The following is a 19,655-nucleotide window of genomic DNA, read 5'->3' as shown; positions in this document are numbered from 1 at the left end:
CAACGGGCTGGCAGGGCTACCGGCAGGGGTGGCACGTCCCGAACCGGGGTGGTCCTAGCACCACAGCTCGGCTCGGGCCGGTCGGCCAGAATGGGCGGATGGACCGCGTGACCACTGAACCTTTGTCAACCTCCCCTTGCGGTCCGACGGACTGCAAGGTCGGGCGCGGTGCATGAGCGCCGCGCGGTTCAGGTCGAAAAAGTTGACTCTCCGGCCGCCATCGCCGTGGCTCCGGCGCCGGCTCGCGCAGAGCGGCCAGGCGCTGCTGCTGGCCGTCCTCTCGGTGAGCGCCAACATCGGGCTGCTGGTGCTCTCGCTGCTCTCCCTGGCCTTCACCGTGCTGGGGGTGGGGCTGGTCGCCTTTCCGGCGGTGACCGCCGTGGTACGCGATCTGGCCGACCTCAACCGTCGGATCGCGGGGCGGTGGACCGGCCGGGAGGTGCCGAGCCCGTACCGGCCGCCACCGGAGCCGATCACCGTCTGGCGCCGGTACCGGTGGGTGGTCACCGACCCGGCGACCTGGCGCGACCTGCTCTGGCTCGCGGCGTCGATCCCGGTCGGGCTGGTGCTGGGGCTGCTGCCGGTCTGCCTGGTGGTCTACGGCCTGGAGGGAGTGCTCGGGCTGCCGATGCTGCTCTGGGCCCTCGACGTCTGGTACGGCTACGGCGCGATCTGGCCGATCGACGGCTTCGGCCAGGCGCTGCTGGGGGCACCACAGGGTGCCCTGATCCTGGCCTTCGGCGTCGTCGCCGGCGACCTGATCCATCGGGCGCACGCCGGCTTCACCCAGGCGCTGCTGGCACCGAGCCGGACGGCGGCACTGCACCGGCGGGTCCGGCGGCTCACCGAGACCCGGTCGGAGACCGTCGACGCGCAGGCCGCCGAGCTGCGCCGGATCGAGCGGGACCTGCACGACGGGGCGCAGGCCCGGCTGGTGGCGCTGAGTATGAGCATCGGACTCGCCGAGGAGCTGATGGGTCGCGACCCGGAGGCGGCGCAGCGGCTGATGGCCGAGGCCCGGGAGGCCAGCGGGCAGGCCCTGGGCGAGTTGCGGGAACTGGTCCGGGGCATCCATCCGCCGGTCCTTGCCGAACGCGGGCTGGCCGGTGCGGTCCGGGCGCTCGCGCTGAAGCTGCCGCTGCGGGTCGAGGTCGACGTCGAACTGCCGGGCCGGCCGCTGGCCCCGGTCGAATCCGCGGTCTACTTCACCGCGGCCGAACTGCTGGCCAACGTCGCCAAGCACAGCGCCGCGCGGAGCGCCTGGGTACGGCTGCGGCACGGCGACGGTCGGCTGGTCATGGTGGTCGGCGACGACGGGGTCGGCGGGGCCGACCCGACCGGCGGGACCGGCCTGCGGGGCATCGAACGACGACTGGCCGCCTTTGATGGGACGATGTTCGTGGCCAGCCCGCCGGGCGGGCCCACGAGGGTGACCATGGAGCTGCCTTGCGAGTTGTCATCGCCGAAGACCTCGCCCTGCTCAGGGACGGGCTGACCCGGCTGCTCCAGGCGTTCGACCTCGAGGTCGTCGCCGCGGTCGACAACGGGCCGGCGCTGCTGCCGGCGCTGCTCGACCACCGCCCCGACGTGGCGGTGGTCGACGTACGGTTGCCGCCGACCTTCACCGACGAAGGGCTCCAGGCGGCGATCGAGGCCCGCCGGCGGATTGCCGGCCTGCCCGTCCTCGTGCTGTCCCAGCACGTCGAGCAGCTCTACGCCCGGGAACTCCTGGCCGACCGCACCGGCGCCATCGGCTACCTGCTCAAGGACCGGGTCGCCAACGTCAGTCAGTTCGTCGACGCGGTGCGCCGGGTGGCGGCCGGTGGCACGGTGATGGATCCGGAGGTGATCGCCGAGCTGCTGGCGAACCGCTCCGGCGTCGAGCCGCTGCACGCGCTGACCGGCCGGGAGCGGGAGGTGCTCGGCCTGATGGCCGAGGGCCGGTCGAACGCGGCGATCGCCGGCCGGCTCTTCGTCACCGAGAAGGCGGTCAGCAAGCACATCAACAGCATCTTCAGCAAGCTGGGCATGCCGCCGTCGGAGGACGACAATCGGCGGGTGCTGGCCGTGTTGACGTATCTGAACGCGTGAGATGGCCGGCCGGACCGCGAGCCGCGAGCCGCGAGCCGCGAGCCGACCGCCGACCGTCGACCGCCGTCGATCATCCACTGTGACCGATGGAATTGATCGGCATAATTCGCTACCATCCGCCATCAACGCCTCACCCGGCGTCGATGGCCCGATCGCACTGATCTTCCCGGTCAAGCCGATCGTCAGCAACCGTCGCGCCGGCCCGCGCCCGCTCGACGGAGGGATTCGAGATGACGGACAGCCGGCAGGTGACCGCCCGCCCCTACCCGTTCGCCGCCCCGGACCGGCTCAACCTGGACCCGCAGTACGCCCGGCTGCGCCGCGACGAGCCGCTGATCCGGGTGCAGCTGCCCTTCGGTGAGGAGGCCTGGCTCGCCACCCGCTACTCCGACGTCCGGGTCGTGCTCGGCGACGCTCGGTTCAGCCGGGCCGCCGGGGCCGGGCGCGACCAGCCCCGGACCACGCCCCGGCAGCCCGACCTGGGCATGCTCGGTATGGACCCGCCGGACCACACCCGGCTGCGTCGGCTGGTGGCGAAGGCGTTCACCGCGCGCCGGGTGGAACGGCTCCGGACCCGCACCCAGGAGATCGCCGACGGGCTGGTCGACGAGATGATCAAGGCCGGCCCGCCGGTCGACCTGGTGGAACAGTTCGCCACCCCGCTGCCGATCCAGGTCATCTGCGAGCTGCTCGGCGTCCCGTTCGCCGATCGGAACAGCTTCCACACCTGGTCCGAGGCGATCGTCTCGACCACCTCGCTGAGCCCGCAGCAGATCCAGGAATACCTGGAGAATCTCTGGGCCTACATCGGGAAGTTGGTCGCGATCCGCCGCCGGGAACCAGTCGACGACCTGCTCGGCGCGATGGTGCGGGCCCGGGACGAGAACGAGGACCGGCTCACCGAACAGGAGTTGGTGCAGCTCGCCGCCGGTCTGCTCGCGGCCGGGCACGAAACGACGGTCACCCAGATCCCGAACTTCGTCTACGTACTGCTGGAGAACCCGGCGGAGCTGGCCCGGTTGCGGTCCGATCCCGCGCTGATCCCGAGCGCCGTCGAGGAGTTGATGCGCTACGTACCCCTCGGGACGGCCTCGGCCTTCCCCCGGTACGCGACGGAGGACGTCGAGCTGGGCGGGGTACTCGTCCGGGCCGGCGAGCCGGTACTGCCGGCGGTCGGCTCGGCCAACCGGGACGGCACCGTCTTCGCCGACCCGGACCGGCTCGACCTGGGCCGGGAGGTCAACCCACACGTCGGCTTCGGTCACGGTGTGCACCACTGTCTGGGCGCGCAGCTCGCCCGGATGGAGCTGCAGGTGGCGCTCGGTACCCTGGTCGACCGCCTGCCGGGGCTGCGCCTGGCGGTGCCGGAGCCGGAGGTGCCGTGGAAGAGCGGCCTGCTGGTTCGCGGACCGCTCGCGCTGCCGGTGACCTGGTGAGCGCCGCCTGGCGGGTCAGCGTCGACCCGCAGCGCTGCATCGGCTCGGGAATCTGTGCCGGCATGGCGCCCGGGCACTTCCGGCTCGTCGGCGGGCTCTCCACGCCGCTGGCCGGGACCGTCGAACCGGACGACCGGGTGGTCGACGCGGCCGAGTCCTGCCCGGTCGAGGCGATCCTGGTGCGGGACGCGGCCGACCAGCGGCTGATCGCGCCCGAGTGACGACCGGCTGGTCGGAGCCGGCCGCCGGTCAGCGTCGACGGCTTTGCCCAGAGACGACGACTCGGTCAGAGCAGGGCGTCGACCGGGGTCCTGATGAAGTCGAGCAGCGCCTGGTTGATCTCGTCGGCATGGGTCCACGGGATGCCGTGCGGTGCGCCCTTGAGGGTGACGAGCTGACTGTTCGGCATCGCCGCGTGCATCCGCTGTCCGGTCACCGGAAACGGCAGGATCCGATCCGCGTCGCCCTGGATGATCAGCACCGGTACGTCGATCCGGGCCAGGTCCTGTCGGAAGTCGGTGAGCCAGGCGGGGATGGAGGCGAGCGTGCCGATCGGCGAGGCGCTCACCGCCACGTCCCAGTTCATCCGGACCACCTCGTCGCTGACCCGCGTGCCAAGGTTCTCGTCCAGGTTGTAGAAGTCGTGCAGGAACGACGTCTGGTATCTGGCCCGGTCGGCGATCACGCTCTGCATGAAGCCGTCGAAAAGGCTCTGGTCGATGCCCTCCGGGTTGTCCTCGGTTTTGAGCAGGAACGGCGGGATCGGGGCGATGAGGACGGCCCGGTTCACCCGGGCGGAGCCGTAGTTGGAGATGTAGCGGGTGACCTCACCGGTACCCATCGAGTGGCCGACCAGGATCGCGTCGGTGAGGTCCAGCTCGTTCATCAGGATGCTCAGGTCGGCGGCGAAGGTGTCGTAGTCGTATCCCACCGCCGGCTGGCTCGACATGCCGAATCCCCGCCGGTCGTAGGCGATGGTCCGGTAGCCGGCGTTGAGCAGCGGGTTGATCTGCTTCTCCCAGGCCGCGGCGCTGAGCGGAAAGCCGTGGATGAGCACCACCGGCTGCCCGGCGCCGTGATCCTCGTAGTGCAGATCGATGGGCGCGGAGTTCTCCACGCCGACAGTCAGATAGGGCACCCGACTCTTCCCTTCCCCCGTGGTTCGCCCGCCGGGACGGCGGTCGCGCCGGACAGGCTACGACGGCCGACGGCAATTGCACCAATTATCGGATTTGCCGGCCTCGGTCAGCCTACCCAGTCCAGCTCCATCGCACCGGTGATTTCCCGGCCCCGACAAACCGGCACCATTCATCCCACCCCGGCAACTCCGGCACGGCGACCGCTGATTTTCGGGTGTGGTCCCGGCCAGCCCCGCCTAGGGTGGCCGGGATGACGCTCGCACACGATGTCGCCGGGAACGGCCCCGCCGTCCTGCTGCTGCACTCCTCCGTCTGTGACCGGCGGATGTGGGACCCACAGTGGCCTGCCCTACGCGACGCCGGCTACCAGGTGATCCGCTGCGACTTCCGTGGCTTTGGCGGCAGCCCGGTGCCGGACCAGCCCTACGCCGAGGCGCAGGACGTCCGCGATCTGCTGGACGCCCTCGGGGTCGACCGGGTGGCACTGGTCGGCGCCTCGTTCGGCGGCCGGGTGGCTCTGGAGGTGGCCGCCCACTGGCCGCACCGGGTGGCCGCGCTGACGCTGATCTGTCCCGCGCTGCCCGGGCACGTGCCCGGCCCGGAACTGCGGGATTTCGACCGGCGCGAGGACGAGCTGCTCGAGTCCGGCGACGTCGCCGGGGCCGTCGAACTCAACGTCCGGACCTGGCTCGGGCCCGAGGCCGACGACGCGACCCGGATTCGGGTCCGCGAGATGCAGCGACACGCCTTCGACGTCCAACTCGCCGTCGACGAGGACGTTGCGCAGCTCGATCTCGGCGAACCCGACCTCGGGAAGATCACCGCACCCTGCCTCGCCATATCCGGCCGGCACGATCTGCCGGACTTCCGGCAGATCGCCGCCCGGTTGCCCACGCTGCTGCCCGACGCCCGGCACCTCGAACTGCCGTGGGCCGGCCATCTGCCCAGCTTGGAGCGCCCCGCCGAGGCGACCGCGCTGGTCCTCGACTTCCTCCGGCAGACCTGGCCGGCCTGACCGTTCCTCCGCCAGACCCGGCCGGCCCGACCGACGGCACGGTGTTCGGGCGGCCCCGGGGACGGTGACCGCCGGTCGGGCCGGCACCGGTGCCGAAGGAAGATGGGGCGCCGGGTCCTACGGGCGGCGCCGGTAGAGACCTGCGGCCAGGCTGACGCCGATGGCGGCGAGGCCGATCTGGAGGGCAAGTTCGATCCAGTCGGGGCCGGGGGTCTCGGCGACACCGAAGGCGGCGGCGACGACCGTTCCGAGCAGGGCTGCGATGATGCCGATGGCCAGGGTGAGCCAGATCGGGATGTTCTGCCGGCCGGGCACGACGAGCCGGCCGAGGGCACCGATGATCAGACCGATGATGAGGGCGGTGAAGATACCGCTGATCTCCATGCTGGCTCTCCTTCGCTTGTCGTCCAACGGGGATGCAGTGCCCGTTGACCGGGCGACAGAAACCGTCCGCCGATCGTGACCGCCGTCCGGTGCGCCCACGGCGTCCCGTCGTGGTCACCTCGCCCGGTGCCGCAGGACACCTGCCCGGAGCGCTACCTCCGTATGCTAACCGGATGTGAACCGCCTTCGGCGCCGACGACGAGGCGGGGAGGTTTGCCCGGATCTGGCGATCTGGAGCCGGGGCGAGGCCCGGTGCGATAACCGGGTCCGTCGGCCGGGCGATCCGCCCCGGCCGATCCATCCGGTGGAAGGTGGCGCTCAGTGTCGGCACGGGGATACGACGTCATCGTCGTCGGCAGCCGGGTGGCCGGTGCCGCGACCGCGATGCTGCTGGGCCGCCGGGGCCTACGGGTGCTGGCGGTCGACCGGGCACGGTTTCCCAGCGACACCCTCTCGACGCATCAGGTCCAGGTACCGGGGGTCGCCCGGCTCCACCGGTGGGGGCTGCTGGACCGGCTGGCGGCGGCCGGCACTCCGCCCGCCCGCGACATCCGGCTCGACACCGGCGGCGTCGTGCTCGCCGGCCGCTACCCCGCACACGAGGGCGCCGACGCGCTCTACAGTCCCCGCCGTACCCTGCTGGACGCACTGCTGGTCGACGCGGCCCGCGAGGCGGGGGTGGAGGTGCGGGAGGGGTTCGACGTCGACGAACTCGTCCGGGACCGGGACCGGGTGGTCGGGGTGCGCGGGCGGCAGCGCGGCGGCGGACCGGTGACCGAGTCCGCCTGGTTGGTGGTCGGCGCCGACGGCAAGCGTTCCATGGTCGCCGCCGCGGTCCGGGCACCCGCCTACCGGGAGCGGCCGGCCAGCACCTTCGCCTGCTACACGTACTGGTCGGGGGTGGCCGTCGCCGGCGGGGAGTTCTACCAGCGCCCCGGCCGGACCGTGGCGGTCTTTCCCACCAACGACGGTCTGACGATCGCCTACGTCGCCGGGCGGGCCGCCGACTTCCCGGCGTTCCGCGCCGACGTCGAGGGCCAGTACCTGAGCACCCTGGACGGCTGTGGCGATCTCGGCGCCCGGGTACGGGCCGGCGAGCGGGCCGAACGCTTCCGGCTGACGCCGGACGTGCCCAACGCGTTCCGGGTGCCGCACGGTCCGGGCTGGGCACTGGTCGGCGATGCGGGCCTGGTGATGGACCCGATCACCGGTCAGGGCATCGGCAACGCCTTCCGTGACGCCGAACTGCTCGTCGACGCCGTCGTCACCGCTGTGGAGGGGGGCGGTCGGCCCGACGCCGCACTTGCCGGATACCGGGCCCGCCGGGACGCCGCTGCCGGCCCGATGTACGACCTTACCCTCGACCTGGCCTCCTTCCGGCCCACCCGCGCGGTCGACCGGGCGCTGTTCGCCGCGCTGAAGGACCGGCCGGCCGCCGTCGACCAGTTCCTCGGCGTACTCTCCGGGGCGATTCCGATGTCCCGGTTCCGCGCGCCGGGCAACCTGCTGAACCTACTCGGGCCGCGGGCCCTGATCCGGGTCGCCGCCGCCGACCTGCTGAACCGCTGACCCCGCTGGTCAGGCGCATACTCGCAGATGGACCGTGTGGACTGGCGGGTTCGGGGCAAGCAGTTTCACCGGACCTGGGCACCGGTCGCGGGGCGGAGTTGGCCGCTCGGGTCGGCACCGGCCCGCGACACGGCACCGGGCGGGCGTCGGTCGACAGGTGAGACAGCGACCGTCGTACGCTATCTGCTGCGCCGGACGACCCGCACGCCGTACGCGAGTGCGCCGAGGACGAGGAGTGCGCCCAGGAACTGCAGGCCTGGCGAGTCGTCGGCCTCCCCGTAGACCACGGCGGCGACGCCGAGCGCGATGGCGAGCAGGGCGAGTAGATACCTCATCGGATTCTCCGCTTCGGGGCCGGATACACCGTCGACCGCGACGGTGCGCAAGGCTGTGGCGGGTGGATTCGGTGATGGGTCATTCCTCCACCCACTCGAGCAGGTCACCGGGCTGGCAGTCGAGCACCCGGCACATGGCCTCCAGGGTGCTGAACCGGACGGCTTTCGCGCGGCCGTTCTTCAGCACGGCCACGTTCGCCGGGGTGAGCCCGACACGCTCGGCGAACTCGCCGACGCTCATCTTGCGTTTCGCCAGTTGGACGTCGATGCGCACGACGATGGGCATCAGATCACGCCTTCCATGTCGCTGCGCAGGGTGGTTGCCTGCCGCAGTAGCGCGCGCATCACGACCATCAGCAGCCCGAGCACGGCGACACCCACCGACATCAGGAACAGCAGCACGGGCAGCCCGGGATCGTCCGCGTTGAAGCCGACGTAGAGGAGAACGCCGACGAGCACGACCCAGGCGGCGGCGATGGCCCAGACGATCGCGTCCACCCAGGCCAGCGAGGCCTCGCTGAAGATGCGGTCGTTCTTGACCATGGTGAGCAGCTTCCAGGTGGCCACGATCACCACTTGGACGCAGAGCACCCAGAACACCGAGATGGCGGTCATCGGCCACCTCAGGTACGCCATGTCCGGGGACTCCTCGGCCATGTGCGCGAACTGTCCGGGCAGCGAGAGGGTCTGGAACATGACCAGAATCCCGAACAGCAGCACCAGGAGTACTCGGAGCGGGGCCACCGCTCGATGCTCGGCAAACATATATCGACTATCAGGCGTTACCTATCGATTGTCAACAGGGTCGACGGGGTGCGACCAGCGGTGTGCCGATGTTCGGTCTTCCTTCTGTCTGGACCGGCTATCCGGCCGGCGCGGACCGGATCGCGAGCGCGGCCTGGACGAGCGCGGCGTGGGACAGGGTCTGTGGGTAGTTGCCGAGGTGGGCGTCGGTGACCGGGTCCATCTCCTCCGCGTAGAGTCCCAGCGGACTCGCCCGGTCCAGAAGCGCCCGGAACAGCTCGACCGCCTCGGCTCGGCGCCCGGTGGCGGCAAGGGCCTGGACCAGCCAGAACGAACAGGGCAGGAAGGCCGCCTCGGCACCGGGCAGGCCGTCACGTCCGGGCGGGTAGCGGTAGAGCAGCGGACCGCCCGCCCCCAGCTCCCGCCGGATCGCCTCGATGGTCTGCTCCACCCGGGACGAGCCGGCATCCTCGATGCCGAGCAGCGGCAGCGTCAGCAGCGCCGCGTCGAGTTCCCGGGAACCGTAGCCGCGTACGTAGTTCGACCGCTCGGGGTCGACGCCGTGCACCCGTACGTCGTCGGCGATCGCCTGTCGGGCCTCACGCCAGCGGCGCCGCTGCCGGTCCGGAAGTGGATGGGCCTCGGCCATCCGCAGTGCCCGGTCCAGCGCGAGCCAACCCATCAGCTTGGAGTGCACCTGCTGGGTGGCGTGGCGCAGCTCCCAGATGCCGGCGTCGGGTTCCCGCCACCGCCGGGCCACCACGTCGGCGAAGCCGCGTACGGTGCGCCAGGTCTCCCCGTCGAGGCGGTGCCCGGCCCGCACGTACACCCAGGCCGCGTCGACGACCCAGCCGTACCCGTCGAGCTGGTGCTGGCCGGCGGCGTCGTTGCCGAGGCGTACTGGGATGCTGCCTGCGTAGCCGGGCCAGCCGTCGAGCCGCCGCTCCCCCGGCACCCGCAGACCGTCCAGGGTGAACAGTGCCGCCAACCGCGGTCGCTGCAACCGGCTGGCCCGCAACAGCCAGGCGAGAAAGCCACGGGCCTGGTCGGGCTTGCCGACACCGAGAAAGGCGGCGACGCCGATGCTGGCATCGCGGGGCCAGACGTAGCGGTAGTCCCAGTTGCGTACCCCACCGGGTTGTTCCGGCAGCGAGGTGGTCGGCGCCGCGACCGGGGCGTGCGACGGCGAGTAGGTCAACAGCCGCAACGTAAGCAGGCTGCGCGCCACCGCGTCCCGGAACGGCAGCCCGGGATCGAGGTCGCCGACCCAGGCCCGCCAGCGTGCCTGGTCGGCACGGAGCAGTTCCCAGGCCGCGTCCGGGTCGACGTGGATCAGTGGCTCCCGCAGGGCCACGACCAGCACGAGGGTGACGGGCCGGCCCGGGTGTACGGTCAGCGAGGTGGGTCGGCCGGGCCCGACGACGGGCCCGGGAGCGCAGCTCAGCGACACCGCGAGCGAGCCCCATTCGCAGACCACCAGTGAGCGGCGGCGGTGTATCCGGGGCGGCCGACGCCCGGCGCCGAGCCGGGGATCGAACTCGACGACGGCCTCGGTCGGACCTCCCTCGGCGCACAGCCGCCGCACCAGCAGCGTCGCCGGCAGCAGCGCTCCGGTCACCTCGGCCACCATCCCCTCGGTGAGGGTGAGGCGCCGGTCGCCGAGCGCCCAGGTGGTCCGCAGAGTCGCGGTGTGCCGCCGGTACCGCCGCTCGACCACCTCGGCCGGTCCGGCCGGCCCGATCCGGTACGTGCCCGCCTCCGCTCCGCCGACGAGCCGGCCGAACAGGGATGCGCCGTCGAACCGGGGCACGCACATCCAGTCGATCGCGCCCGCGCTGGAGACCAGGGCCGCCGTGCGGGTGTCTCCGAGCAGCCCGTAGTCCGCGATCGGCGGTGGCTCGGCGGGGCCGACCTGGCTCATCGGGCCTGTAGGAGCAGCCCGAGGACGGCCCCGTAGAGGACGTGCACGGCCGCCGTGACGGCCGGTGTCTGCATGCCGTAGTTGAGGGCCAGCAGGCCCGGCGGCTCCAGCACCGCCGTGCTGGACGGACCGGCCCGTGCCGAGGCCATCCGGGGATGTACGCCCGGCAGCAGCGGCAACAGCACCGTCAGCGTGATCCCGACATGCAGTACGCCGAGCAGCGCGCCGAGCCACCAGGTGGCCCGGCCCAGCAGGGCGAAGGTCGCGGCGTAGCCGAGCGCGAAACCCTGACCGGCCAGCAGGTGGAGGAAGAATCCGGCGACCCGGGCCCGGTCGGGGTCCTCGGTGAACATGGTGCCGAGGATCAGTGGCAGGTCAACCCGGGTTAACCCGGCGAGCTGCGCCGTGATCATCGCCGCCGTCAGTGCGGTGGTGGCGACGATCCCGAAAAGTGCCCATCCGGCCCAGTCCATCTCAGCCGGCGCGGCCGACCGTCGGGACGCGCCGGCCCGGCCCGCTCGCCGGGGTCCTCACCGGATCGGCCATCGGCCTGCCTCCTGACTCCACACGGGCCCGCCCCGCCCCGGCGTCGGGCGCCCCGATCCCGGATCGGACCCTGGTTCGTCCGGATATCTACCGTATGCGCTCTCGCAGTCGGAAGCCGTACGGCTCGCCGGGCCAGTACGGCGAAGACCCCGTCGGCCGAGGTACTGCCGTGGCAGGTGCGCCTCCCGGGCGGGCCGGCCGCCGACCACGCCGAGGCAGGTGTGTCGCCGCCGGAAGGGCTCCCGACTACCGGGATGCTCCGGCGCGTCGCTTGGTCCAGACGTCGAAGGCGACCGCCGCGAGCAGTACCGCGCCCTTCACCAGCATCACCTGCTCGCTCGGCGCGCCCATCAACGACATGCCGTTGTTGATGACACCCATGATCAAGCCACCGGTGATCGCCCCGACCACCTTGCCGACCCCGCCCTGCACGGCCGCCCCACCGATGAACGCCGCCGCGATGGCGTCGAGTTCGAAGGCGTTGCCGGCGGTCGGCCCGGCCTGGTTGAGCCGGCCGGCGAAGATGATCCCGGCGAGCGCGGAGAGCACCCCCATGTTGACGAAGATCCAGAAGATCACCGACTTGACCTTGACGCCGCTCAGCGTCGCCGCCTGGAGGTTGCCGCCGACGGCGTAGATCTGCCGGCCGAAGACGGCCCGGCTGGTCAGCAGCGAGTACGCCAGGATCAGTCCCGCCAGCAGGATCAGCACCCAGGGCAGGTTCTTGAACCGGGCCAACTGCACGATCACCGTCATCACCACGACGCCGGCCAGGGCGAGCTTGAGGACGAACAGCGGCAGCGGTTCGACGTTCTGCTGGTAGCCGAGCCGGGACACCCGGCCGCGCCACTGCACCAGCACGATGCCGGCCATCGCGGCGATCCCGACCAACAGGCTGAACAGGTCGGCGCCGCCCAGCGGGCCGAGGCCGACGTTGCCCAGGTAGCCCTCGGTGAAGCCGTTGGCGAGGGTACGCACCGGGTCCGGGAACGGGCCGATGCCCTGGTTACCGAGGACGGTCAGGGTCAGCGCCCGGAACAGCAGCATGCCGGCGAGCGTGACGATGAAGGCCGGGATGCCGAAGTAGGCCACCCAGAAGCCCTGCCAGGCACCGATCAGCCCGCCGACGACCAGGGTGATCAGCAGGGCCAGCGGCCACGGTACGTCGTGTTCGACCATCAGCACCGCCGCGACCGCCCCGGTGACCGCCACCACCGAGCCGGCGGAGAGGTCGATGTGTCCGGCAATGATGATCAGGATCATGCCGATCGCCAGGATCAGCACGTACGAGTTCTGCACGATGATGTTGGAGATGTTCTGCGGCTGGAGCAGGGCCCCGTCGGTCAGCACCGAGAAGAGCAGCACGATCAGCGCGAAGGCGACGTAGATTCCGCTCTGCCGCAGGTTCACCGAGAGCCGGCGGCCTGGCCCGCCGGACGGGGCGGCGGGCACACCGAGACCGGGGCCGCTCAGCGCGACGTCGGCGTTGGTCGGGGCGGTGGCGCTCATATCGAGGGCTACTCCTGTCCGTTCGTCGAGTCGCCCGGCCGGCCGGCGGCGTCCACCGGGCCCGGGGCGTCGGTGGCACCGCGGGCGTCGCCGTGGTCGGCCTGGCCCTTGGTCATGTGCCGCATCAGGTACTCCTGGGTCGCCTCGGCGCGCGGCACCTCGGCGGTGACCCGGCCGGCGGAGAGGGTGTAGATGCGGTCGCAGAGGCCGAGCAGTTCGGGCAGCTCCGACGAGATGACCAGGATGGCCTTGCCCTCGTCGGCGAGCCGGTTGATGATCGAGTAGATCTCGTACTTGGCGCCGACGTCGATGCCCCGGGTCGGCTCGTCGAGGATCAGCACGTCAGGATTCGTGAAGATCCACTTCGACAGTACGACCTTCTGCTGGTTGCCGCCGCTGAGCTTGCCGGTCACGCTCAGCACGCTCGGCGCCTTGATGTTCATGCTGGCCCGGAACTCGTCGGCGACCTGGTACTCCCGGTGGTCGTCGACCCAGCCGCGCCGCGCCAGCCGGCTCAGGCCGGCGGCGGAGATGTTCCGCTTGATGTCCTCGATCAGGTTGAGGCCGTACCGCTTGCGGTCCTCGGTCGCGTACGCGATGCCGTGCCGGATGGCGTCCCGCACCGACCGTACGCTGATCTCCCGCCCGTCCTTGACCAGCCGGCCGGAGATCTCCGTCCCGTAGGAGCGCCCGAAGACGCTCATCGCCAGCTCGGTACGGCCGGCGCCCATCAGCCCGGCCAGCCCGACGATCTCCCCGCGCCGCAGCGTGAGGTTGGCGTTGGAGACCACCACCCGGCCGTGCTGGGTGGGGCTGTGCACCGTCCAGTCCTCGATCCGCAGCACCTCGGTGCCGATGCGGGGCTCGCGCGGCGGGAACCGGTGGTCGAGGTCGCGGCCGACCATCCCGGAGATGATCCGGTCCTCGGTCACCTCGTCGGACTCCGGGTCCAGGGTCTCGATCGTCCGCCCGTCCCGCAGGATCGTGATCCGGTCGGCGATCGCCGCGATCTCGTTCAGCTTGTGCGAGATGATCACACAGGTGATGCCCTGGTCACGCAGGCCGCGCAGCAGGTCGAGCAGGTGCGCCGAGTCCCGGTCGTTGAGCGCCGCGGTGGGCTCGTCGAGGATGAGCAGCCGGACCCGCTTGGCGAGCGCCTTGGCGATCTCGACGAGCTGCTGCTTGCCGACGCCGATGTCGCTGATCTGGGTCACCGGGTTCTCGTGCAGTCCGACCCGGGCGAGCAGCTCGGCGGCCTCGTGGTTGGTCCGGTTCCAGTCGATCAGACCACGGCTGGCCCGCTCGTTGCCGAGGAAGATGTTCTCGGCGATCGAGAGCTGCGGGCAGAGCGCCAACTCCTGGTGGATGATGACGATTCCGCGCCGCTCGCTGTCCCGGATGTCGGCGAACTCGCAGGGCTCACCGTCGAAGAGGATCTCCCCGGCGTACGAGCCGTGCGGGTAGACCCCGGACAGCACCTTCATCAGGGTGGACTTCCCGGCGCCGTTCTCGCCGCAGATCGCGTGGATCTCACCCCGGCGCACCGAGAGGCTGACCTCGTGCAGTGCGCGTACCCCGGGAAAGGTCTTGGTGATGTTCCGCATCCGCAGGATGTCGTCGGTCATGCCAACGGATCGCCTCCAGCGTCGGTGGTGGGCAGGTGTTCCCGGCACGGGCGCGGCGGCCGCACAGGGGATCACCCCGGGCGACCGCCGCGAGGGTACGACTACTGGAGCTGCTCCGGCTTGTAGTACCCGGTGTCGATCAGCGCTGCCTGGTAGTTCTCCTTGTTGACGATGACCGGTTCGAGCAGGAAGGACGGCACGACCTTGTTGCCGTTGTCGTAGTCCTTCTCGTTGTTGACCTCGGGCTTGCTCCCCTTCAGCACCGCGTCGGCCATCTTGACCGCCACCTCGGCGAGCTGCCGGGTGTCCTTGTAGATGGTCGAGTACTGCTCACCGGCGATGATGGACTTCACCGAGGCCACCTCGGCGTCCTGCCCGGTCACGATCGGGTACGGCTGCCCGGCCGTGCCGTAGCCGTTGCTCTTCAGCGCCGACAGGATGCCGATCGACAGCCCGTCGTACGGCGAGAGCACGCCGTCGACCTTCGTGCCGCCGCTGTACGTCTTGGTCAGCAGGTCCTCCATCCGGCGCTGCGCGGTGCCGGCGTCCCAGCGCAGGATCGCGACGGTCTTGAAGTCCGTCTGCCCGCTCTTCACCACCAGGGTGCCCTTGTCGATGTACGGCTGGAGCACCGACATCGCGCCGTTGAAGAAGAAGGTGGCGTTGTTGTCGTCCGGCGAGCCGGCGAAGAGCTCGATGTTGAGTGGTCCCTTGGCGGTGCCCTCGCTGCCGTCGGGGTTCTTCAGCTTCAGCCCGACCAGCAGCGAGGTCGCCTGTTGCACCCCGACCTTGAAGTTGTCGAAGGTGGCGTAGTAGTCGACGTTCGGGCTGTTGCGGATCAGCCGGTCGTACGCGATGACCGGGATCTTGTTGTCCGCCGCGTTCTGCAACTGGGTGGTGATGGCGGTACCGTCGATCGAGGCGATGATCAGCACCTTGGCGCCCTTGGTGATCTGGTTCTCGATCTGGTTCACCTGGGCGGGGATGTCGTTCTCGGCGTACTGGAGGTCGACGGTGTAACCGAGCTTCTCCAGGCCCGCCTTGACGTTGTTGCCGTCGTGGATCCACCGCTCGGAGGACTTGGTCGGCATGGTGACCCCGACGAGTGCCCCGGCGTTGTCGCCGGAGGCGGCCTCCTGGTCCACGGTCTTGGTGCTCGATCCGCACGCGGTCAACGCGGCGGCGAGGGTGGCCGCGCTGGCCACCGCCGCGAGCCGGACAAACCTCATCTACTCCTCCGTTCCATGGGGTGCGCGGAAGGGCCCCGCTTCCTTCCTTGCACCTCCGTGCTGCGTGGGCGGGTTGGTGGTACGGGTTCGGGTCAGCCCCGGCCGGGCAGCCCCTGGGCCAGCCGGTGGTATGCCTGGTTCCAGCGCAGCCGGTCCCGGAATTCGGCGGTCGTGGTCCGCTCGTCGATCAGCACCAGTTCGGTGTGCAGCATGTCGGCGAAGTCGCGCAGCGTGGCCGACCCCACCGCCTGGGTCAACACGGTGTGGTGCGGGCCGCCGGCGGTGAGCCACGACTCGGCGGAGGTGCTCAGCGACGGCGCCGGCTTCCACACCGCGCGGGCGACCGGCAGCCGGGGCATCGGCTCGTCCGGCGGCACCACCTCGATCTCGTTGGCGACCAGGCGGAACCGCTCGCCGAGGTCGGCCATCCCGATCACCACCCCGGGACCGGGGGTGGCGTCGAAGACGAGCCGGACCGGATCCTCGCGGCCGCCGATGCCGAGCGGGTGGATCTCGCACGACGGACGCCCGCTCGCGATGCTGGGGCAGACCTCCAGCATGTGCGCACCGAGGATCTTCGGCTCACCCGGTCCGAAGTGGTAGGTGTAGTCCTCCATGAACGAGGTACCCCGCTGCGATCCGACGCCCATCGCCTTGACCGCGGCGAGCAGCGTCGAGGTCTTCCAGTCGCCCTCGCCGCCGAAGCCGTAGCCGTCGGCCATCAGCCGCTGCACGGCGAGGCCGGGGAGCTGCCGCAGCCCGCCGAGATCCTCGAAGTTCGTGGTGAACGCGCCGAAGCCGCCGTCGACGAGGAACTCCCGCAGGCCGGCCTCGATCCGGGCCGCGTACCGCAGCGACTCGTGCCGGTCGCCGTCCTTGGCCAGTTCGGGGGCGAGCCGGTAGATGTCGGCGTACTCGCCGACCAACCGCTCGATCTCCTGGTCGGCGACCCGGTCCACCACCTCGACCAGGTCGTTGACCCCGTAGGTGTTGACCGAGACGCCGAAGCGCAGCTCCGCCTCCACCTTGTCGCCCTCGGTGACGGCGACGTCGCGCATGTTGTCGCCGAACCGGGCCAGCCGGAGGTTGCGCAGGTGCGCGAGGCCGAGCGCGGCGCGGGCCCACTCGTCGATCCGGCTCACCACGCTCGGGTCGGAGGCGTGCCCGGCGACCGTCTTGCGGGCCAGTCCGAGCCGGGTCTGGATGAAGCCGAACTCGCGGTCGCCGTGCGCGGCCTGGTTGAGGTTCATGAAGTCCATGTCGATGGACTCCCAGGGCAGCGCCTCGTTGAGCTGGGTGTGCAGGTGCAGCAGGGGCTTGCGCAGCGCGTCCAGACCGGTGATCCACATCTTGGCCGGCGAGAAGGTGTGCATCCAGGCGATCACGCCGAGGCAGCCGGGGTCGGCGTTCGCCTCCAGCAGGATCGCACGGATCGCCGACGCCTCGGTGAGGACGGGTTTCCAGACGATGTCCGCGACGATCTGACCGGATCCGGCGAGCGTACGCAGGATCTGCTGCGACTGGGACGCGACCTGGTCGAGGGTTTCCGGACCGTACAGGTGCTGGCTGCCGGTGAGGAACCAGATCTGCGGATGCGTGGCCGGCGGCATGTCCACCTCTCCTACCTGGGGCAGGCGCCTGCCAACCCCGACCGTCTGGTCGCGATCACGTCGCGAGCCGAGTGTTACCGCTAACATTTGACCAGTCAAACCGTACACCGTAACGCTTCAGTAACGGGAGAGCGGGAACCCGGAATCCGGGTGTCAGTCCGGGGGCGCCACCGGGGCGGACGGGAACGGCACGGAGGCGTCGTACTCGTGGTGCGCCACGACCTGGAACCCGTTACGGAGCAACAGGGCCGCCGTGACCCCCTGACCGGCGACCCGGTTCCGCCGGAACGTCCCGTCGCTGACCTGCCGGCAACCGCAGGACGGGCTGTAGTCCTGGAGCACCGCCCCGACCGCCCCGGTGGCCCGGGCGATCCGCAGGGTACGCCGGGCACCCGCCAGGTACGCCTCGGTCACGTCCTCGCCCCGGTCGGTCAGCACCCGGGCATCGCCGTCCAGAACGTCGAACCCGTCTCCGCCGACGATCTCCGCACGGTCGCGCGGGGTCGGCAACCCACCCATCACCTCCGGACAGACCAGCCGGACCCGGGCATCGGCGGCGGGCGCCACCTCCTCCCGCGCGGCGCCGCCGTCGTACGCGCAGCGGGTGCCGGCAAGGCAGGCGCTCATCAGGAACAGCGGTGCGGCACCCGCGGCGGATGCGGGCACGGCGTCGTCGCCACCGGCCGTTGCGGTCTCCATTTCCGAACCTCCGCGCTCGCTGGCACCGCTGCGTCGGACATCGAACTCCACCTGGCAGTCTAGGCGCCGAACCGCCCGAGCAGGTCCGCCATTCGCCGAGACCATCCACTTCGGACCCGCAGTGGGCTCGGTACGCTGAGTCAGCAAGCGGGTACGGCCCCAGCGCGATCGCGGCCTGCACCACCGGCGCACAGGCTGCTGGAGGGGCCTCGGACGCACTGGTCCCGCCTCGCTAGGATCCGCAGGGAGCGAAGCGGAAGTGGGTTGGGATGCAGCCAGTGGGTCCGTACCAGTTCATCGAGGCGGTCAGCCTCTGCCAGGTCGGCAGCGTCTGGTCCGCCATCGACGGACAGGGCAACTCGTACACGGTGGCCGTGCTGGACGCCGCCGTCGCGAGTGACCAGCGCTGGCGGCAGGCGTTCGTCGGCACCGCGCAGGCGCTGGCGCAGCCCGGTGCGAACGGTCCGCGCTACGTGCACGCGGAGTTCGCCGCCCCGGCCCCCTGGGTGGCCTACGCCGCGGCCGAGGCCGGCGGCGGCGAACGACTCTTCGCGGCGCTCGGCATGGAGTGCCGGGCCACGCAGGAGGGGTTCGGGGACGGTGAGGAGCCGACCAGGAAGACCGGTGTCGCCGCAGCGCCGGCCGACGGCACGCCGGCCGGCTCCCCCGGAGCATCCGAGGACGACGACCTGGCCACACCCACGACCCGACTGACTCCGGGCACGCCGCCGCCCAACCCGTGGCAGGCCGGACCCGCACAGCCGGTGCCGCCGGTGGGCGGCACCCCGACCTCGGCACCACCGCACCAGACCTCGGCACCACCGCACCAGACCTCGGCACCACCGCACCAGACGTCCGCGCCACCGGACCAGACCTCGGTGCCGCCATTCCAGGGTTCGGCGCCGCCCTACCAGAACTCCGCACCGCCCTACCAGATCTCGGTGCCGCCGGACTCGGTCTCCGGGCCGCCGCAGCCGCTGCCGGAGATGCCGAGGGCGTACTCGACGGAGCCGCCGACGGAGGCGTCCTCGTACGACCCGCTGTATTCGCCGGTACGGCACATCGTCCCCTCGGAGCCGAAGCCACGGCGCAACTGGCTCTGGATCGCCATCGCGGCGGTGGTCGTACTGGTCCTGGCCGGTGGCGGGACCCTCCTCGCGGTGAACCTCTCCGACGATGGCGGGGACAAACCGCCGCCGGACGCGAAACCGACCGCGAGCAGCCTGCCGCCGCCACCACCGACCAATCCCCCGCTACAGCCGGGTCTCGAACCGCCCACCCCGGGTGCCTGGCCCACCAAGTGGCCGACCTTCACGGAGCGGGACAACGTGCGCACCCTGGCCCGGTTGGAGGGCCTGACCTTCACCCTCAAGGTGCCGGGCACCTGGCAGTGCGAACTCTCCGGCCGGGCAGAGGGCTTCACCAAGTACAACTGCGGCGTGCCGCCGGGCAGCGACCTGCCGAAGTACGGCGGGGAGCTGATCGTGCGGGACTGTGCGCAGCCCTGCGACGAGGCGCAGCAGGTCGCCATGCGGCAGGCCGAGGAGGCCTGGGGCAAGCGGTGGATCCGCAGCGGCCAGAACTCCGCGTTCCTCGAGACGAACACGTTGCAGGAGAACGGCGAGCAGCGACACGGGCTGGTCGTGGTGGCGTACTTCCAGAGCGGCACCAGTGAGGAGAGCAGGATCGACCGGCAACTGGTGCTCAGGATGACCGCCCCGGTGAACGGTGCGCAGGAGCTAAGGCGGGTGGCGACCTACCTGCGCGAGACGCTGATCTTCTGACCGCCCCGGCTGTGCCGAC

Annotated in this window: 19 protein-coding genes; 7 read left to right on the top strand and 12 right to left on the bottom strand. The window is 71.0% G+C overall.

The window, feature by feature from the left end:
* The first annotated feature begins 202 nt into the window (after positions 1-202).
* From ABNF97_RS01985 to ABNF97_RS01970, 4 genes are all read left to right on the top strand, one after another.
* Positions 203-1,495, top strand: a complete 1,293-nt coding sequence (locus tag ABNF97_RS01985; RefSeq protein WP_349337444.1) for a sensor histidine kinase — start codon at positions 203-205, stop codon at positions 1,493-1,495.
* On the top strand, positions 1,447-2,091 hold the full coding sequence (locus ABNF97_RS01980) for a LuxR C-terminal-related transcriptional regulator (protein ID WP_130462804.1): 645 nt from the start codon (positions 1,447-1,449) through the stop codon (positions 2,089-2,091). Before ABNF97_RS01985 ends, ABNF97_RS01980 begins: the two co-directional genes overlap by 49 nt.
* A 230-nt stretch (positions 2,092-2,321) precedes the next feature.
* Positions 2,322-3,527, top strand: coding sequence for a cytochrome P450 (locus ABNF97_RS01975; RefSeq protein ID WP_349337443.1), 1,206 nt, complete (start codon positions 2,322-2,324; stop codon positions 3,525-3,527).
* Positions 3,524-3,748: a ferredoxin gene (locus ABNF97_RS01970; RefSeq protein ID WP_130462802.1), complete on the top strand. Its 225-nt coding sequence runs from the start codon at positions 3,524-3,526 to the stop codon at positions 3,746-3,748. The genes ABNF97_RS01975 and ABNF97_RS01970 overlap by 4 nt, the downstream gene beginning before the upstream one ends.
* A gap of 65 nt (positions 3,749-3,813) precedes the next feature.
* On the opposite strand, the gene ABNF97_RS01965 is transcribed toward ABNF97_RS01970, so the two are convergent.
* Positions 3,814-4,665 carry an alpha/beta fold hydrolase gene (locus ABNF97_RS01965; protein ID WP_130462801.1) on the bottom strand — a complete coding sequence of 284 codons (852 nt, stop codon included), beginning with the start codon at positions 4,663-4,665 and terminating at the stop codon, positions 3,814-3,816.
* Between the two features lie 251 nt (positions 4,666-4,916).
* Between ABNF97_RS01965 and ABNF97_RS01960 the strand changes: the two genes are divergently transcribed.
* Positions 4,917-5,681, top strand: a complete 765-nt coding sequence (locus ABNF97_RS01960) for an alpha/beta fold hydrolase (RefSeq protein WP_349337442.1) — start codon at positions 4,917-4,919, stop codon at positions 5,679-5,681.
* Positions 5,682-5,798: 117 nt separating this feature from the next.
* Here ABNF97_RS01960 and ABNF97_RS01955 read toward each other — a convergent pair whose 3' ends face one another.
* The gene (locus ABNF97_RS01955) at positions 5,799-6,065 is read right to left on the bottom strand and encodes a GlsB/YeaQ/YmgE family stress response membrane protein (protein ID WP_349337441.1); all 267 of its coding nucleotides are present in this window, start codon (positions 6,063-6,065) and stop codon (positions 5,799-5,801) included.
* Positions 6,066-6,386: 321 nt separating this feature from the next.
* On the opposite strand from ABNF97_RS01955, the gene ABNF97_RS01950 reads away from it, so the two are divergent.
* Positions 6,387-7,634, top strand: a complete 1,248-nt coding sequence (locus ABNF97_RS01950; protein ID WP_349337440.1) for an NAD(P)/FAD-dependent oxidoreductase — start codon at positions 6,387-6,389, stop codon at positions 7,632-7,634.
* Positions 7,635-7,813: 179 nt separating this feature from the next.
* Here ABNF97_RS01950 and ABNF97_RS01945 read toward each other — a convergent pair whose 3' ends face one another.
* The 10 genes from ABNF97_RS01945 to ABNF97_RS01900 form a co-directional block, all read right to left on the bottom strand.
* A complete protein-coding gene (locus ABNF97_RS01945) occupies positions 7,814-7,969 on the bottom strand; it encodes a hypothetical protein (protein WP_349337439.1) in 156 nt (51 codons plus the stop codon).
* A 79-nt stretch (positions 7,970-8,048) separates the two neighbouring features.
* Positions 8,049-8,255, bottom strand: a complete 207-nt coding sequence (locus tag ABNF97_RS01940; RefSeq protein ID WP_076472788.1) for a helix-turn-helix domain-containing protein — start codon at positions 8,253-8,255, stop codon at positions 8,049-8,051.
* Positions 8,255-8,713 (bottom strand): DUF2975 domain-containing protein, encoded by a 459-nt coding sequence (locus ABNF97_RS01935; RefSeq protein WP_349337438.1) that lies wholly within the window; start codon positions 8,711-8,713, stop codon positions 8,255-8,257. The genes ABNF97_RS01940 and ABNF97_RS01935 overlap by 1 nt, the downstream gene beginning before the upstream one ends.
* A gap of 118 nt (positions 8,714-8,831) precedes the next feature.
* On the bottom strand, positions 8,832-10,634 hold the full coding sequence (locus ABNF97_RS01930; protein ID WP_130462796.1) for a glycoside hydrolase family 15 protein: 1,803 nt from the start codon (positions 10,632-10,634) through the stop codon (positions 8,832-8,834).
* Complete coding sequence (locus ABNF97_RS01925) at positions 10,631-11,107, bottom strand: hypothetical protein (protein ID WP_130462795.1); 477 nt, start codon at positions 11,105-11,107, stop codon at positions 10,631-10,633. The genes ABNF97_RS01930 and ABNF97_RS01925 overlap by 4 nt, the downstream gene beginning before the upstream one ends.
* Before the next feature lie 319 nt (positions 11,108-11,426).
* Positions 11,427-12,689, bottom strand: coding sequence for a multiple monosaccharide ABC transporter permease (gene mmsB, locus ABNF97_RS01920; protein WP_349337437.1), 1,263 nt, complete (start codon positions 12,687-12,689; stop codon positions 11,427-11,429).
* 8 nt (positions 12,690-12,697) lie between these two features.
* Positions 12,698-14,314: a multiple monosaccharide ABC transporter ATP-binding protein gene (mmsA, locus tag ABNF97_RS01915; RefSeq protein WP_130462793.1), complete on the bottom strand. Its 1,617-nt coding sequence runs from the start codon at positions 14,312-14,314 to the stop codon at positions 12,698-12,700.
* A 101-nt stretch (positions 14,315-14,415) separates the two neighbouring features.
* Positions 14,416-15,543, bottom strand: coding sequence for a multiple monosaccharide ABC transporter substrate-binding protein (gene chvE / locus ABNF97_RS01910; RefSeq protein WP_130462792.1), 1,128 nt, complete (start codon positions 15,541-15,543; stop codon positions 14,416-14,418).
* Positions 15,544-15,635: 92 nt separating this feature from the next.
* Entirely contained in the window at positions 15,636-17,153 is a 1,518-nt protein-coding gene (araA, locus tag ABNF97_RS01905) for an L-arabinose isomerase (RefSeq protein ID WP_349337436.1), read from the bottom strand.
* A gap of 153 nt (positions 17,154-17,306) precedes the next feature.
* The gene (locus ABNF97_RS01900) at positions 17,307-17,852 is read right to left on the bottom strand and encodes a 2-thiouracil desulfurase family protein (RefSeq protein ID WP_349337435.1); all 546 of its coding nucleotides are present in this window, start codon (positions 17,850-17,852) and stop codon (positions 17,307-17,309) included.
* Between the two features lie 269 nt (positions 17,853-18,121).
* Here ABNF97_RS01900 and ABNF97_RS01895 point away from each other — a divergent pair, with 269 nt between their 5' ends.
* On the top strand, positions 18,122-19,636 hold the full coding sequence (locus ABNF97_RS01895) for a ribosomal eL19 family protein (RefSeq protein WP_349337434.1): 1,515 nt from the start codon (positions 18,122-18,124) through the stop codon (positions 19,634-19,636).
* Positions 19,637-19,655: the final 19 nt, after the last annotated feature.

Source organism: Plantactinospora sp. B6F1, from assembly GCF_040120695.1.
Taxonomy (GTDB): domain Bacteria; phylum Actinomycetota; class Actinomycetes; order Mycobacteriales; family Micromonosporaceae; genus Plantactinospora.
This window is presented reverse-complemented; position numbering and strand designations above follow the sequence as displayed.

Coding starts and splice junctions, on each gene's coding strand:
- mmsA (WP_130462793.1), bottom strand. CDS start 14,314: ATGACCGACGACATCCTGCGGATGCGGAACATCACCAAGACCTTTCCC.
- ABNF97_RS01960 (WP_349337442.1), top strand. CDS start 4,917: ATGACGCTCGCACACGATGTCGCCGGGAACGGCCCCGCCGTCCTGCTG.
- ABNF97_RS01975 (WP_349337443.1), top strand. CDS start 2,322: ATGACGGACAGCCGGCAGGTGACCGCCCGCCCCTACCCGTTCGCCGCC.
- ABNF97_RS01955 (WP_349337441.1), bottom strand. CDS start 6,065: ATGGAGATCAGCGGTATCTTCACCGCCCTCATCATCGGTCTGATCATC.
- chvE (WP_130462792.1), bottom strand. CDS start 15,543: ATGAGGTTTGTCCGGCTCGCGGCGGTGGCCAGCGCGGCCACCCTCGCC.
- ABNF97_RS01945 (WP_349337439.1), bottom strand. CDS start 7,969: ATGAGGTATCTACTCGCCCTGCTCGCCATCGCGCTCGGCGTCGCCGCC.
- ABNF97_RS01895 (WP_349337434.1), top strand. CDS start 18,122: ATGCAGCCAGTGGGTCCGTACCAGTTCATCGAGGCGGTCAGCCTCTGC.
- ABNF97_RS01940 (WP_076472788.1), bottom strand. CDS start 8,255: ATGCCCATCGTCGTGCGCATCGACGTCCAACTGGCGAAACGCAAGATG.
- ABNF97_RS01900 (WP_349337435.1), bottom strand. CDS start 17,852: ATGGAGACCGCAACGGCCGGTGGCGACGACGCCGTGCCCGCATCCGCC.
- araA (WP_349337436.1), bottom strand. CDS start 17,153: ATGCCGCCGGCCACGCATCCGCAGATCTGGTTCCTCACCGGCAGCCAG.
- ABNF97_RS01925 (WP_130462795.1), bottom strand. CDS start 11,107: ATGGACTGGGCCGGATGGGCACTTTTCGGGATCGTCGCCACCACCGCA.
- mmsB (WP_349337437.1), bottom strand. CDS start 12,689: ATGAGCGCCACCGCCCCGACCAACGCCGACGTCGCGCTGAGCGGCCCC.
- ABNF97_RS01930 (WP_130462796.1), bottom strand. CDS start 10,634: ATGAGCCAGGTCGGCCCCGCCGAGCCACCGCCGATCGCGGACTACGGG.